This is a genomic window from Tepidanaerobacter sp. EBM-49, from assembly GCF_001896645.1.
GTDB lineage: Bacteria > Bacillota > Thermosediminibacteria > Thermosediminibacterales > Tepidanaerobacteraceae > Tepidanaerobacter > Tepidanaerobacter syntrophicus.
This window is the reverse complement of the sequence record NZ_MPPE01000029.1, coordinates 17072-32117: the sequence shown is the minus strand read 5'-3', so window position 1 is coordinate 32117 and position 15046 is coordinate 17072. Positions and strand designations below refer to the sequence as shown.

Sequence of the window (15046 nt, the reverse complement as noted above, 5' to 3'; positions counted from 1 at the left end):
CTGTATTTCTTCGGAAATGCAGCATTTTTTAGGAGTAAAGTATATGGCAAGATTTGATTTAAACAGAAGACAATTGATAATAATCAATAGCCTTTACAATAAAGGTAATTTAACAGCTATGGATTTATCCTTGATTTTAAATGTATCTGTTAGAACCGTTAAAAGTGATATACGTGAGTTAAAGATGAAATTTAAAGACTCAGAGTTAAAAATTCTTTCAAAACCCGGTAAGGGTTACAGTATCAAAATCAAAAATAAAGAGCTCAGAGAATATCTGGAAAGCCTTAATACATCTAGCATAAGACAAATAAATGAGTTTTACAATAATAATTATGAGCGAATTTTTTACATCATAAGAAGGCTGCTGACGGCCCATGATTTTGTAAAGCTTGAGTCTTTGGCTGATGAAGTTTTTGTGGCAAGATCCACAGTCAATCAAGATATGAAAGAAGTAAAAAGACTTTTATCTCAATATGATTTAAAGATTATTTCTAAGCCTAATTATGGGATAATGCTTGAAGGAACGGAATCAAATAAGCGGCTATGTATGGCAGAATATTTATTTCACAATAAAGTAGGTTTAAAGAATCCGTATATAAATGATAGATTTGTTTTTGCTAAGAACGAATACAGCAAACTTAAGATAATTGAAAGGGTTTTAAGAGAAGTCTGTCAAGAGGAAAAAATAAATCTATCCGACTTTTCATATAAAAATATTTCTATTCATATATTGATTACCATATTGAGAAACAACTTGGGTTTTAATGTTACTATTTCTGACGCTTTTATGACAAGAATACAGTCTAACGAGATATATAAGGCAACACAAAAAATATGTACAAAACTGGAGAAAGAGTTAAATTTCGTATTTAAAGAGGAAGAAATAGCATATATTTTTATGCATATAGACAGTAAACAGATAATATATGACTTTAAAGATGATGACATGATCGAGACAGAAATAGTGCTAGATGAGATATTCAAGGAAATAAAAAACAATTTTGATATAGATATTTCCAAGGATATTACCCTTAGAAAGTATCTTTTGCTTCATATCCCACAGATGATAAAAAGGATAAAAAATCACTTAGTTGTAAGAAATCCCATAATACATGAGAACCTTAGAAAATATCTATATGCAACCAAGGTCACAATATCAGCGGCAGCAATCCTAGAAAGTCACTATAATGTTAATATCGGATTGGATGAATTTGGATATTTGGTGTTTTATTTTAATATGGCTCTCTCCAATATTAAAAAGGAAAAAGTAATAAAAATAGGATTTATCGGTGCAAAAGGGCGATCTGAATCAATAATGTACCAAAACGAACTAAATGAAAATTTTCCACCTCCAAAATATAAAATAACAACTTATGATTCCATAAATTCACCTTTGCTGGATCCAAAAGACATTGATATTCTGGTTTCAACGAATTACGTGGAATCCGATAAGTACAAATTGAAGGTTTCAATCGAAGAGGGGAACTATATTGAAAAAATTAAGGAATATTCCAGAAAGATGGATTTATATAATTTAAATCTGGATAAGTATTTCAACGAAAAATATATGCTCTTTAATTTAAAGGGAAAGTCCAGACAAGAAATATTGAGCAACATTTATAATGCCTTGATTGAAATGGATATAGCCCATAAAAAGAATGTAAATGCAGAGCCTTTCGTTTCTCATGAAATAGGCAATGGAATCGTGCATCTTCAGGATCTGTACAAGCTTTGTCATAAATCCGTTTGCTTGATAGCTGTTTTAGAAAATCCTATTCTTTGGGAGAAAAGTCTTATAAATGTTTTGTTTTTGATTAAAACCAAGCGAGGCGGAGATAAAGATCTCTTTATTTTATGTGATTTGTTTTCAAAATGGGCATCTGATAAAGAAAAAGTCACTAAGCTTTTTAACAATAAAAGCTATAAAGCATTTATGACTGATATTCTAGATTATTAATTAAAAGATTTTAAATGCCATAACCGGTGTTATCGCATTTGCATTATTATAAGTTTGAATTTGTATAATCAAGCATGGATGTTTTACCTTAAACTTTAAAAAACATCTTTGCTTTTTATTTCAATCTATATTGATAAATATTTGTCAATTAGGCTGAAATCTCAATTACAGTTTTGTTTTATTCCCATCACTATGATAACATAGTAAATCTTTGGCTTTTTTCAATATAGCAAAATATTCTTTGCCGTTTGCCGTAAATCATATTGACAAATATTTATCAATAATGTATTATGAACTCAGTAATTGTGAAAATAATAACAAATATAAAATATAAAAAGAAGAGGGGTATAAAGTATGGTAAAGATTCTTTTTGAAAAAGACCTTTGCCTTGGATGCAAGACCTGTGAACTTGCCTGCGCAGCGGCTCATTCTGACTCTGGAAGCCTATCTGGTGCGATAAAGGAAAGTAAAATTTCCCGGCTTAGAATAAAAACAAAGGGAGGAAAACTAAAACTCGAACAGTGTATGCTTTGCGCAAATCCTCGCTGTATTGCTGTATGTCCTACCGGAGCACTTTCTAAAGACGAGGAATTTGGAATCATAAAGGTTGATAAGATGTTATGCACAGGCTGCGGTCTTTGCGAGGAGGCCTGTCCTTTCGGTGCTATTGAGCTTCATACATTCCCAACTATGTGCGACAGATGCGCACACTCTGACAAGCCTTTCTGCGCTATGTCATGTCCTACAAGGGCTTTAAAAATAAAGATAGTATGAAACAACATGAGGTGAGATTATGTCATGCGATTTTGAATGTTTAAGCTGTGATGCAGCAAATTACAAACTAATGGAAAAAGCAAGGAATGAAAAGATAGAAACAGTATGGGACAGGGCAGAAGCTATGCAGCCTCAATGCGGCTTTGGTGAAATGGGTCTTTGCTGCACTAATTGTGCAATGGGACCTTGTAGAATAGTAAAAGTAAGCGAAGATGGACCTAAAAAAGGAATATGCGGAGCAGATGAGGATACCATTGCATCGAGAAACCTCGCCCGTTCTATCGCTGCAGGTTCTTCTGCTCATTCCGACCACGGCCGCGATATTGCCCACGCTCTTTACCATGCGGCAAAAAATCCTGAATCAGGTTACAAAGTAAAAAACCATAAAAAACTTATCTCTCTTGCAAAAGAATGGGGAATCGATACAGAAAACCAGGATATAAAGGACATAGCTGCTAATGTTGCTAAAACAGCCCTTGAAGAATTTGGCAAGCCTTTTGGCAATTTAAGATTTATCCAGAGAGCCCCGGAGGATAGAAAGAAAATCTGGGATAAAACTAACGTAACGCCCAGGGCTATAGATAGAGATATTGTGGAAGTTTTACACTCAACACATATCGGCTGTGATGCAGACTATAGGAATATTATGGTTGCGGCCACAAGGGCGGCGCTTAGCGATGGATGGGGCGGTTCCATGATAGGAACGGAGCTTTCGGATATATTGTTCGGAGTTCCCGAGCCTCATGAAATTGAAGCAAATCTTGGTGTTCTTAAAGAGGACGAAGTAAATTTGGTAATTCACGGCCACGAACCTACACTTTCAGAGGCAATACTTATTGCGGCAAACGACCCGGAGTTAATTGAACTAGCCAAAAAACAAGGGGCAGAAGGCATAAATCTTGTAGGTATGTGCTGCACCGGAAATGAAATTGCCATGCGCCACGGAATACCCATGGCAGGCAACTTTTTCCAACAAGAGCTGGCAATAGTTACAGGGGCAGTAGATGCTATGGTGGTTGATGTTCAGTGCATAATGCCTGCATTGTCTCAAGTTGCAAAATGTTATCATACAAAACTTATAACCACATCCCCCAAAGCCAAAATTCCCGGCGCAATTCATATGCAGTTTAATGAAGAAAAGGCTATAGAGTCTGCAAAAAGAATTGTTAAAGAAGCTGTAATGAACTTTAAAAACAGACAGGGGAATATTTTTATACCTCAAGAAAAATCAAAAGGATTTGTGGGTTACAGTAATGAAGCGATTATAAATGCCTTGGATAAAGTTACAAACAGCGCTGCCCATCCCTCCGGAACAGTAAAACCCTTGGCAGACGCCATAAAGTCGGGAGTGCTCAGGGGAGCAGTAGCTATCGTCGGATGCAACAATCATAAGGTTTTACATGATAAAGGCCATGTAGAACTGGCGAAAGAATTAATAAAAAACGATGTGCTTGTGGTGACAACCGGATGCGGTGCTTATGCATGCATAAAAGCAGGCCTTATGTCAAAAGAGGCTTGTGGCCTTTGCGGCAAAGGACTTGCTACTGTTTGCGAATTAGTGAATATACCGCCGGTACTGCATATGGGTTCGTGTGTAGATATAAGCAGGATACTGCTACTGTTATCAGAGCTTGCTAAGTTTATGAATGTAGATATAAAAGATCTGCCGGTGGCAGGAGCAGCCCCTGAGTGGATGTCAGAGAAGGCGCTTTCCATAGGAACCTATGTTGTTACCTCCGGAGTGTATACTATGCTGGGTGTTGCACCTCAAGTAACAGGCTCCGATAATTTAACAAGGTTTCTCACAAATGATGTTAAAGAGATATATGGCGGCTATTTTGATATAGAATCAGATCCTAAAGAAGCAGCAAAGAAAATCAACAGCTATATTGAAGAAAAACGGAAAATACTTGATATATAAAGTCTATTGAGAAAGTAAAGGATGTGCTGGCGGTGAAGATAGCGATTACAGGTAAAGGCGGCGTAGGCAAAACCACATTTGCAGGAGTTCTTGCAAAAGTAATGGCAGAAGAAGGATGCAAAGTTCTAGCTGTGGATGCAGACCCTGATGCAAATCTTGCAATGGCTTTAGGATTTCCGGAAGAAAAAGTTATGAACATAACACCCCTTTCCGAAATAAAAGATTTAATAGCTCAACGGACACAAGCTGTGCCTGGTATGATAGGGCAGATGTTCAAACTTAATCCTAAAGTGGATGATATACCTGAAAAATATTGCATTGAGCATGAAGGCGTAAAGCTTCTGGTTATGGGTACTGTAAAAGCCGGCGGCTCAGGGTGTATATGCCCGGAACATGCTTTCTTAAGGGCTTTAATGCAGCATCTTCTTATAGCCCCTCAAGATGTGCTAATAATGGATATGGAAGCAGGGATAGAACATCTTGGAAGAGCTACCGCAGATTGTGTAGATGCCTTTATCGTTGTAACCGAGCCGGGCAAGAGAAGTATTCAAACATTGTCTGCCATCAAAAAGCTGGCAGGGGATATAGGGGTAAAGAATGTATTTGTTGTAGGCAATAAAATTAGCAGCGATGAGGAAGAAGAATTTATTAAAAAAGCCTGCGAAGGTACTCAGGTTTTAGGATTTTTACCTTATGATGATGAGCTTGTAAAAGCTGATAGGTTGGGACAAGCACCTTTTAAGTCTTGTATAAACTATACAAATGAAGTCAGGTTGATTAAAGATAATATCTTAACACTTATAAAAAACTCAAATCCAAGGGAGGAAGTAAAGTGATCTATAAAAGCGATATTGAAATTGCCCAGGAAGCTAAACTTGAACATATTAAGGATATTGCAGCGAAAGTCGGCCTTTCTGAGGATGAGATAGAATATTATGGTAAATATAAAGCTAAAATCAACTACAATTTGTTAAATGGCCTTGAAAACAAGAAAGACGGCAAGCTGATACTTACCACTGCAATAAATCCAACGCCTGCAGGAGAAGGCAAGACCACAACGACAGTAGGATTGGGCGATGCCTTAAGAAGACTCGGCAAAAATGCCATGATAGCCCTTAGGGAACCTTCCTTAGGACCGGTGTTTGGGATAAAGGGAGGTGCCGCAGGCGGAGGATATGCCCAGGTAGTGCCTATGGAAGACATAAACCTTCATTTTACCGGAGATTTTCATGCCATCGGTGCAGCTAATAACCTTTTAGCTGCCATGATAGACAATCACATTTATCAAGGAAATGAACTCAATATCGATCCTCGCCGTATAACTTGGAAGAGATGTGTAGACATGAACGACCGGCAGCTCAGATTTGTAGTTGACGGTCTGGGCGGAAAAACAAATGGTATGCCTCGGGAAGACGGATACGACATTACGGTTGCATCTGAGATTATGGCAGTATTTTGCCTCGCAACTGACATGGAAGATTTAAAAAATCGTCTTGGGCGAATAATAATCGGCTATACCTATGACGGAAAACCGGTTACGGCTGAGGATTTAAAGGCACATGGAGCGATGGCAGCGCTTTTAAAAGACGCTTTTAAACCGAACTTGGTTCAAACCCTTGAGGGGACACCTGCATTTGTACATGGAGGACCTTTTGCAAACATTGCTCATGGCTGCAACAGCATTATTGCAACAAAAATGGCATTAAAACTTGCGGATTATGTAGTAACAGAGGCAGGATTTGGCGCAGATCTTGGAGCGGAAAAGTTCTTAGATATAAAATGCCGCACGGCAGGCATAAAGCCGGATGCTGTGGTAATTGTTGCAACTGTCCGTGCTTTAAAATATAATGGCGGAGCGAGCAAAGAAGATCTTAGCAAGGAAAACTTGGATGCATTAAAAAAAGGACTGCCCAATCTATTAAAACATGTAGAAAATATCACTAAAAAGTATAAAATTTCTGCAGTTGTGGCTATCAATAAATTTCCTACAGATACTGAAAATGAACTCAAATTGGTTCAAGAAGAATGCAATCATCTTGGTGTGAATGCGGTGCTTTCAGAAGTCTGGGCAAAAGGTGGAGAAGGCGGCCTGGAGCTTGCGAAAGAAGTCGTAAAGATTATAGATGAGGGCAAAAATGAATTTAAACCGATTTATGATTTAGAGATAGGCATTGCAGATAAAATAACTACTATAGCCAAAGAAATATATGGTGCAGATGGTGTAGAATTTGCTCCGGCTGCATTAAAAGAAATAGATAATTTGGAGAAACTCGGATTTAGAAACGTTCCGGTTTGTATTGCTAAGACTCAGTATTCTCTTACAGATAATCCTAAATTACTTGGTCGTCCAACAGGCTTTAAGATAAATGTAAGAAATGTAAAAATTTCAGCAGGAGCAGGATTTGTTGTAGCGCTTACCGGCGACATAATGACAATGCCCGGACTGCCGAAGCGGCCTGCAGCAGAAAATATTGATGTAGATGCCAGCGGAAGAATTACAGGATTATTCTAAGACTTAGATACCAAAGGTGGTCTTTTTATGGAAAAACAGTTAAAACTCCTGGTAGCTGCAAGCCATGATACACCGGATTTGCCTGGATTTTTTCAAGTAAAATATGGAGGGGAATTTGCAGCAAGGAAATTTTTACCACACTTGACAAATTTTAAAGATAATCCTGATTATTGTTCGAAAAGATGTTTTAAGTTCAGGCAGAAGTTAAATCTTAATTTTAGTAAAGATATAGCAGGCGTCATAAGATTTCCCTCCGTTCTGCCTGAACTTATAGATGATGCCGAGCTTTATATACAAGGCCCTATTGCCGAACATGATATTTTAATTGCACCAGGAGTGCATCCCGACATACTTGTGGAGCTGGTAAAACAGTCTGCAAAGGCAGGGTGCAAAGCGGTAATAGTTCCCAGAGAAGATCCTGCCTGGCTTTCATCTTCTTTTGCAAATAAGCTTAAAGCTTTATGCGAACAAATGAATCTGGAATATGCCTTTCCTCGGCCGTTTTGTTCCCTTACAAAGGGAAAGTTTAGATACATCAATTCTTTTATAGATCAGTTTAAAATAGGAAGACCTAATTACACTGTTTTTGTTGATGATAATGAAAAAGTAGCCGCGGTAGACGTTTCTTACTCGTCTGCCTGCGGTGCTACCTACCATGTAGCAGCCGGACTTATAGGTGTCGACAAAGAAGATATTGTAAATGTTGCAAATAGACTGTGGCATGCTTATCCGTGCCTTTCCAGCAGTCATATGGATCCTGAGATTTGCGACTCCCCTATGCATATCGCAGCTTATATCAATTTGAATGCGGCAAAAGATGCTCAAAAGAATATAAGGAGGATTGCTGATGGCAAAGATACTTGATGGCAAGGAAGTGGCTGCAGCCCTAAAGGACGAACTTGTCGCAGAGGTTGACCGGTTAAGAAAGCAGGGCAGCATACCCGGACTTTGCTTGGTAATGGCAGGCAGCAGACCTGATTCACAATCTTATATCAACAGTGCTGTAAAGCGTTGCAGCAGCATAGGGATAGATTGCCAAGTAAAAAGACTTCCGGAAGATGTGACTCAAGAAGATTTTTTAAAGACTATAGATGATTTAAATACCAATCCAGAAATAAACGGCATTATGGTTATGAGGCCCCTTCCTCAGCACATCTCGGAAAATATAGTCAAATATAAAATAGCGCCGGAGAAGGATGTGGATTGTCTCAATCCCATCAACGTCAGCAAAGTAATAAGCGGAGACGATGATGGGTTTGCTCCATGTACACCCGCTGCAGTCATTGAAATCCTGGATTATTATGGGATAAAAGTAGAAGGAAAGCGAACTGTAGTGATCGGAAGAAGTATGGTAGTGGGGCGTCCCCTTGCTATGATGCTGCTTGCACGCAATGCTACTGTAACGATTTGCCATACGAGGACAACAAACCTGGCCGAAGAGACAAAAAAAGGTGAAATACTTATTGCTGCAGCAGGAAAGGCTAAGATGGTTACAAAGGATATGGTAAGCAATGGTGCTGTGGTAATTGATGTGGGAATTAATTTTGACGAGAGCGGGAAGATGTGTGGTGATATGGATTTTGATAGCGTGTATCCGGTTGCGGGCTCTATAACTCCAGTTCCCGGCGGAGTAGGCGCTGTGACATCTACAGTGCTTGCAAAACATGTAATCGAAGCTTTGAAGCTTCAGAAAGGCATATATTAAAAAGCCGCAGCAATAGCGCAAAAGCGTTATATTGCGTAAATGCAAGGAGATGAATTAAATGGCTTATACTATAGCAGTAGCAGGAAAAGGCGGCACAGGCAAAACAACACTGGCCGGTTTCCTAATTGATTATTTAATAGAAAAAAAAATTACGCCGATACTGGGCGTAGACGCCGACCCCAATGCCAATTTAAATGAAGTGCTGGGCGAAGATGTAGAAATAACCCTGGGCGATATAAGAGAAGACATAAGTGTTAAAAACAGAGATGGAAATTTGCCGGGAGGTATGAGCAAGACCGATTATATTAATTATAAGCTTCAGCAGGCGATTATCGAAGGTCATGGCTTTGATTTACTGGTTATGGGCAGGCCTGAAGGAGCCGGCTGCTACTGTTTTGCAAACGGTATTTTAAGGGAAGCAACTGATAGACTTTCCGATAATTACAAAGTAATGGTTATCGACAACGAAGCCGGGTTAGAACATTTAAGCAGGCGCACTACAAAAAGTGTTGACATTATGTTTGCGGTAAGTGAATGTTCGAAACGAGGAATAGAAGCCGCCTCAAGAGTGAAGGAACTCATAGAAGAACTGCAGCTTGATGTAAAGGAACTCTACCTCATAGTAAATCGCGTTCCTAAAGAAGGGCTTTCAGACGATATAAAGCAGACAATAGAAAACTATGGCTTAAAACTTGCCGGAACTATTCCGCAGGATAAGTTAGTATTTGAATATGATAACAAAGGCACCCCGCTGGTTCGCTTGCCCAAAGACAGCGATGCCGTAAAAAGCGCAAGAAAAATTTTTGACGATATAATAATTCCAAACGTGAAAGCATAATTTATTATTCGGAGGCGATATATATGGCTTACAAAATGCCTACACAGAAATATTCCGGAAAAATTCTAGAAGTAACAGTAGGCTCAGATCTGAAACTCGGAGGAGAATCTGTTCTGCCATTTTACGGTTTTGATGGAAACATCGGAAATAAGCCGGCTATAGGCATGGAAATATGGGATATCTTTCCTGAATCCTGGCCTGCCGCAGCACTTAATGTCTTTAAAGACGCCGCAGATAATCCGTTAAAATGGGCAGCATATTGCGTAGAAAAGTATAAACCGGATTTTATATGTATTAAGTTTGAAGGAGCAAGCCCCGACGGCCTTAACAGATCTGTGGAAGAATGTGCGGAAATTGCAAAAAAATTAGCTGACAATTTAACAGTACCACTGGTTATAGCAGGATGCCAAGACAATGATAAAAATGCCAAACTCTTTACTAAGGTTGCTGAAGCCCTTACAAATAAAAACTATGCGTTCTTGTCGGCGATAGAAGCAAATTACAAAGAAGTTGCCGCTGCAGTGGGACTTGCTTACGGCAATATTGTAGTGGCTGAGTCTTCGGTAGATTTGAACCTTGCAAAACAGCTTAATATTTTAATTACACAATTAGGAATAAAACCTGACAAAATGCTTATGAACCCAGGCTGCGCAGCTGTTGGCTACGGTTTTGAGTATGTGATTACGACTTTAGACAGAATAAAACTTGCCGCTTTGGAACAAAATGATGAAACACTTCAAATGCCTATAATTTCACCGGTATCCTTCGAAGCATGGAAGGTAAAAGAGTCTGTTGTTACTCAAGAAGATATACCTGAATGGGGACCGCAGGAAGAAAGAGGAGTAGCTATGGAGATATCCAGTGCAGTAGGAGTTTTGGCTGCCGGAGCTAATGCAGTAATACTCAGACACCCGCGCTCGGTAGAAGTTATCCGAAACTTCATTACAGAAATAACTGAATAAACAAAAGGAGAGATGAATTATGGCACTTAATGGAATGCAAATATATAAACTGCTTCCTCGCAAAAACTGCAAGGAATGCGGTTTCCCCACATGTTTGGCTTTTGCCATGAAACTTGCCCAGGGCGGAACCGAAGCTGAAAAATGCCCCTATATGTCAGAAGAGGCAAAGGCTCAACTGGCCGAGGCTACTGCACCACCTATGAAGACAGTAAAATTTGGCAGAGGCGATACTGAATATACATTAGGCGGTGAAACAGTCCTTTTTAGGCATGAAAAAACCTTTGTAAACCGGCCCAGGTTTGCGATATTATTTTCCGATACCATGACTGAAGATGAAATAAAGACGCGAATAGATCATATTAATGCAATTGATTATACGCGAATTAATGAAGAAATGTATATAGAAGTCGGGGCCTTCAGATGTGAAAGCCAAGATAAGGATAAATTCACAGCCCTTATTAAAAATGTCACAGAAAGCTGCCCCAAAATAGTGCCCATGATAATTACAGAAAATCCTGAGATTGCAAAGGCGGCGCTAGATATCTCCGCCGAAAAAGGACCTATACTTTTTGGGGCTACTGCTGACAACTACGAAGATATGGTAAAGCTTGCAAAAGAAAACAATTTGCTTTTAGGAGTTACGGCAGATGGTAAGGAAAATCTATACGAGATTGTTCAAAAAATCCAAAATGCCGGATATAAAGAACTGCTGCTGGATGCCAAAAGCCGAAACTTAAAGGGAGCATTTGATGACATGGTAAATATCCGCAGGACGGCACTTTTGTCAGGCGATAGAACCTTTGGATATCCTACAGCAGCCTTTGTATGCGATATGTCAGCTGATAAAATGATGCAGCTTGCATGTGCATCACTGTTTGTTGAAAAATACGCCTCAATAATTGTACTCAGCGACATGGATTATGCTATGGCACTTCCGCTATTTGCTTTAAGACAAAATATTTACACAGACCCGCAAAGGCCCATGCGCATAGAACAAGATGTATACAAAATCGGTCCTGCTGATGAAGAATCACCACTACTTGTAACCGTCGATTTTGCCTTGACATATTTTATCGTGTCAGGGGAAGTTGAGCGGTCTAAGGTTCCTGCATGGATTTTAATACCTGATGCAGGAGGTTATTCAGTGCTTACGGCATGGGCTGCAGGCAAGTTCAATGCTAAATCCATTGCAAAGGCCTTGAAAGAATTTGACATAGAAAATAAAGTAAAGACAAGAGAAATGATAATTCCCGGAAAAGTTGCGGTACTTAAGGCTGATATTGAAGACGAACTACCCGGCTGGAAAGTCATCGTTGGGCCGGAGGAAGCAGCTGCCTTGCCGAATTTCTTGAAGAAATATAGGGAACAAAATATAGCAAGCTAAGAAAAGGAGGAACACTAAGTGGCGAGATTTTTAACTATCGGTGAAAGAATACATGTTATTTCCCCTACAATCAGAAAGGCACTGCATGAGAGAAATCCGGAACCGATTCTTGCAAGAGCCCGGGAACAGATTGAAGCAGGAGCTAATTATCTTGATGTAAATATTGGTCCTGCAGACAGGGACGGAGAAGAATTGATGCCCTGGGCAGTTAAGATTTTGCAGGAAGAATTTCCTAATACGCCTTTATGTCTTGACACAGCTAATACGAAAGCAATAGAAGCCGGAATGAAAGTTTACGACCGCACGGCAGGCAAACCCATTATCAATTCTGCTGATGCAGGTCCAAGACTTGATATGATAAACCTTGCAGCGGAATATGATGCAATGGTTATAGGATTATGTGCAAAAGAAGGTATTCCCAGAGACAATGATGAGCGGATGATGTACTGCACCCAGATTTTGGAAAGAGCAATGGAAACCGGTTTGGATCCTGAAAACATCCTTTTTGACCCCCTCTTTGTAGTCCTAAAAGGTATGCAGGACAAACAACAGGAAGTCTTAGAGGCAGTGAGACAGATTTCAGAGATGGGACTTTTTACAACCGGCGGACTTAGCAATGTATCTAACGGTTGTCCCAAGGAACTTAGAGGCTTAATCGAAGCTACCTTTTGCGCTATGGCTATTCAGTGCGGTCTAACTTCTGCTATAATAAATCCACTGGATAAACTGGTTATAAATGTGATTAAAACGGCGGATTTGATAAAAGGAAGAACCTTGTACGCCGATTCCTACTTAGACCTATAATTTTGCCTGAAGGCGAAAAAACATCCTTGGAGGGATATGCATGACATTATTCGACATTATTTTTACCGGCTCCGAGCAAGCATTAGAGGCTTGCAAATCTGTGCTGGGGCAGACCATAAAGGAGTATGGGGAAAACGAGAAAGTAAGTTTTCCCAACACTGCCTACAGCCTCCCTACTATTTACGCTGCTACCGGACAAAAAATTAATACTCTGGCGGATTTAAAAGGTGTTATTGGAGTTATTGAAAGCCTTATAGTAAAAGATCAGAACCTCGAAAAGGCTTTAAACGCAGGACTTGCAACGGCAGTTGCGGCAGAAGTTATTGAGGCCTGCAAATATGTGGGCGGAAAGAATCCCTATGAAGAGCCATGTGCCGGGTTTATTCCGGATACCGTCATCCGCTCCCTTGGCGTGCCCCTGGTTACAGGAGATATTCCGGGTGTAGCCGTTGTTATCGGAGAGGCTCCAACAGCGGAAGATGCAGCAAAAGTCATTAAAGACTATCAATCAAAAGGTATCCTGGTAACATTAGTAGGAAAAATAATTGACCAGGCAATTGAATCAAAAGTAAAAATGGGCCTGGAACTCAGAGTTGTGCCGCTAGGATATGATGTGACATCGGTTACACATATAGTGTCTTTTGCTATAAGAGCAGCACTAATCTTTGGAAATATAAAACCCGGAGACCTTCCGGAATTGCTAAAATATACTAAAGAAAGAGTACCTGCTTTTGTAAATGCTCTAGGACCTTTAAACGAATTAGTTGTATCTGCCGGTGCCGGAGCCATTGCACTGGGATTTCCTGTAATTACCGATCAGGACGTTCAGGAAGTGCCGATGAATCTTATAGTTCAAAAAGACTATGATAAACTGGTTCAAACATCATTAGAAGCTCGGGGTATAAAGATTAAAATAACAGAAATTCCGATCCCTGTAGGTTTTGCTCCGGCCTTTGAGGGGGAGAGAGTCCGCAAAGATGAAATGTTTGCGGAATTTGGCGGTGGGCGCACAACTGCCTGGGAACTTGTGAGAAAGCGCGATCTTTCAGAAGTTGAGGATCATAAGATTGAAGTAATAGGACCGGATATTGATACATTAGGCCCTGACGGGGGAAAACTTCCTTTGGCAATTATTGTAGATGTAGCGGGAAAGAACATGGAGGAAGATTTTGAGCCTGTAATGGAGCGCCGAATCCATTATTTTGTAAATTATATTGAAGGCGTTATGCATATAGGGCAGAGAGACATTGCATGGGTAAGAATAAGCAAACCTGCATATGAAGCAGGCTTCAGGCTGAAACATATCGGTGAAGTTCTATACGCTAAGATGCTTGATGAATTTGGGAATATTGCCGATAAGGTTCAAGTAACTATAATTACAGATAAAGAGCAAGTAGAAAGACTTTTGAATGAAGTTGCCCGGCCAAAATATGAAGCAAGAGATGCAAGACTTGCAGGCCTTACCGATGAAAGCGTCGATACTTTCTATTCGTGCTTGCTGTGCCAATCTTTTGCACCTGCCCATGTGTGTATAGTGACACCTGAAAGGCTTGGATTGTGCGGTGCCGTGAGCTGGCTTGATGCAAAAGCAACATATGAGCTAAATCCCACCGGTCCATGTCAGCCTATTGTCAAAGGCGAGTGTCTCGATGAGACCAAGGGCAGCTGGGAGTCTATAAACAAGCGAGTCGCGGAGCAATCCCACGGCGCTACAGCTAAAGTCAATATATACACAATAATGGAAGATCCCATGACATCCTGCGGATGCTTTGAATGTATTTGCGGTATTATGCCTGAGGCAAACGGTGTGATTATTGTGAACCGTGAATACCACGGTATGACCCCGCTTGGAATGACGTTTGGTGAGTTGGCATCTACCACCGGTGGCGGTGTTCAAACACCCGGATTTATGGGACACGGCAGACAATTTATAACAAGCAAGAAATTCTTGTATGCTGATGGAGGATTGAAGCGCGTTGTTTGGATGCCTAAGGAATTAAAAGAAGCTCTAAAGGATAAACTTATAGAAAGAGGCAAAGAAATGGGCATAGAAAATTTCTATGACATGATTGCTGATGAAGAAGCCGGCACAGATCCGGATTCAGTAGTGGAGTTTTTGACAAAAGTCGGCCATCCTGCTCTTAGCATGGATCCTATGTTTTAAATATTCGACACCATTGCCCCACAAG

The 15046-nt window shown here is 40.1% G+C and carries 12 protein-coding genes; all 12 read left to right on the top strand.

Annotated features, from left to right (window positions below; translation table 11 throughout):
- The first annotated feature begins 43 nt into the window (after window positions 1–43).
- On the top strand, window positions 44–1957 hold the full coding sequence (locus BUE08_RS04810; protein WP_286680478.1) for a BglG family transcription antiterminator: 1914 nt from the start codon (window positions 44–46) through the stop codon (window positions 1955–1957).
- Between the two features lie 354 nt (window positions 1958–2311).
- Window positions 2312–2731 (top strand): 4Fe-4S binding protein, encoded by a 420-nt coding sequence (locus BUE08_RS04805; RefSeq protein WP_286680477.1) that lies wholly within the window; start codon window positions 2312–2314, stop codon window positions 2729–2731.
- 19 nt (window positions 2732–2750) lie between these two features.
- Entirely contained in the window at window positions 2751–4652 is a 1902-nt protein-coding gene (gene cooS / locus BUE08_RS04800; RefSeq protein WP_286680476.1) for an anaerobic carbon-monoxide dehydrogenase catalytic subunit, read from the top strand.
- 32 nt (window positions 4653–4684) lie between these two features.
- Window positions 4685–5488 carry an ATP-binding protein gene (locus BUE08_RS04795; protein WP_286680475.1) on the top strand — a complete coding sequence of 268 codons (804 nt, stop codon included), beginning with the start codon at window positions 4685–4687 and terminating at the stop codon, window positions 5486–5488.
- Window positions 5485–7164: a formate--tetrahydrofolate ligase gene (locus BUE08_RS04790; protein WP_286680474.1), complete on the top strand. Its 1680-nt coding sequence runs from the start codon at window positions 5485–5487 to the stop codon at window positions 7162–7164. Before BUE08_RS04795 ends, BUE08_RS04790 begins: the two co-directional genes overlap by 4 nt.
- Before the next feature lie 27 nt (window positions 7165–7191).
- Entirely contained in the window at window positions 7192–8028 is an 837-nt protein-coding gene (locus tag BUE08_RS04785) for a DUF166 domain-containing protein (protein ID WP_286680473.1), read from the top strand.
- A complete protein-coding gene (locus BUE08_RS04780) occupies window positions 8012–8869 on the top strand; it encodes a bifunctional 5,10-methylenetetrahydrofolate dehydrogenase/5,10-methenyltetrahydrofolate cyclohydrolase (protein WP_286680472.1) in 858 nt (285 codons plus the stop codon). Before BUE08_RS04785 ends, BUE08_RS04780 begins: the two co-directional genes overlap by 17 nt.
- Window positions 8870–8927: 58 nt before the next feature.
- A complete protein-coding gene (locus BUE08_RS04775; protein WP_286680471.1) occupies window positions 8928–9707 on the top strand; it encodes an ATP-binding protein in 780 nt (259 codons plus the stop codon).
- Window positions 9708–9730: 23 nt separating this feature from the next.
- Window positions 9731–10669 (top strand): acetyl-CoA decarbonylase/synthase complex subunit delta, encoded by a 939-nt coding sequence (acsD, locus tag BUE08_RS04770; RefSeq protein ID WP_286680470.1) that lies wholly within the window; start codon window positions 9731–9733, stop codon window positions 10667–10669.
- A 19-nt stretch (window positions 10670–10688) separates the two neighbouring features.
- Entirely contained in the window at window positions 10689–12053 is a 1365-nt protein-coding gene (acsC, locus tag BUE08_RS04765) for an acetyl-CoA decarbonylase/synthase complex subunit gamma (protein WP_286680469.1), read from the top strand.
- 18 nt (window positions 12054–12071) lie between these two features.
- Window positions 12072–12857, top strand: coding sequence for a carbon monoxide dehydrogenase/acetyl-CoA synthase methytransferase subunit (acsE, locus tag BUE08_RS04760; protein ID WP_286680468.1), 786 nt, complete (start codon window positions 12072–12074; stop codon window positions 12855–12857).
- A gap of 40 nt (window positions 12858–12897) precedes the next feature.
- Window positions 12898–15021, top strand: a complete 2124-nt coding sequence (acsB, locus tag BUE08_RS04755) for an acetyl-CoA decarbonylase/synthase complex subunit alpha/beta (protein ID WP_286680467.1) — start codon at window positions 12898–12900, stop codon at window positions 15019–15021.
- The last annotated feature ends 25 nt before the right edge of the window (window positions 15022–15046 follow it).

Bases quoted from the DNA above. Each gene is read 5' to 3' on its own strand.
- BUE08_RS04810 (WP_286680478.1), top strand. From the start codon at position 44: ATGGCAAGATTTGATTTAAACAGAAGACAATTGATAATAATCAATAGC.
- BUE08_RS04805 (WP_286680477.1), top strand. From the start codon at position 2,312: ATGGTAAAGATTCTTTTTGAAAAAGACCTTTGCCTTGGATGCAAGACC.
- cooS (WP_286680476.1), top strand. From the start codon at position 2,751: ATGTCATGCGATTTTGAATGTTTAAGCTGTGATGCAGCAAATTACAAA.
- BUE08_RS04785 (WP_286680473.1), top strand. From the start codon at position 7,192: ATGGAAAAACAGTTAAAACTCCTGGTAGCTGCAAGCCATGATACACCG.
- BUE08_RS04780 (WP_286680472.1), top strand. From the start codon at position 8,012: ATGGCAAAGATACTTGATGGCAAGGAAGTGGCTGCAGCCCTAAAGGAC.
- BUE08_RS04775 (WP_286680471.1), top strand. From the start codon at position 8,928: ATGGCTTATACTATAGCAGTAGCAGGAAAAGGCGGCACAGGCAAAACA.
- acsD (WP_286680470.1), top strand. From the start codon at position 9,731: ATGGCTTACAAAATGCCTACACAGAAATATTCCGGAAAAATTCTAGAA.
- acsC (WP_286680469.1), top strand. From the start codon at position 10,689: ATGGCACTTAATGGAATGCAAATATATAAACTGCTTCCTCGCAAAAAC.
- acsB (WP_286680467.1), top strand. From the start codon at position 12,898: ATGACATTATTCGACATTATTTTTACCGGCTCCGAGCAAGCATTAGAG.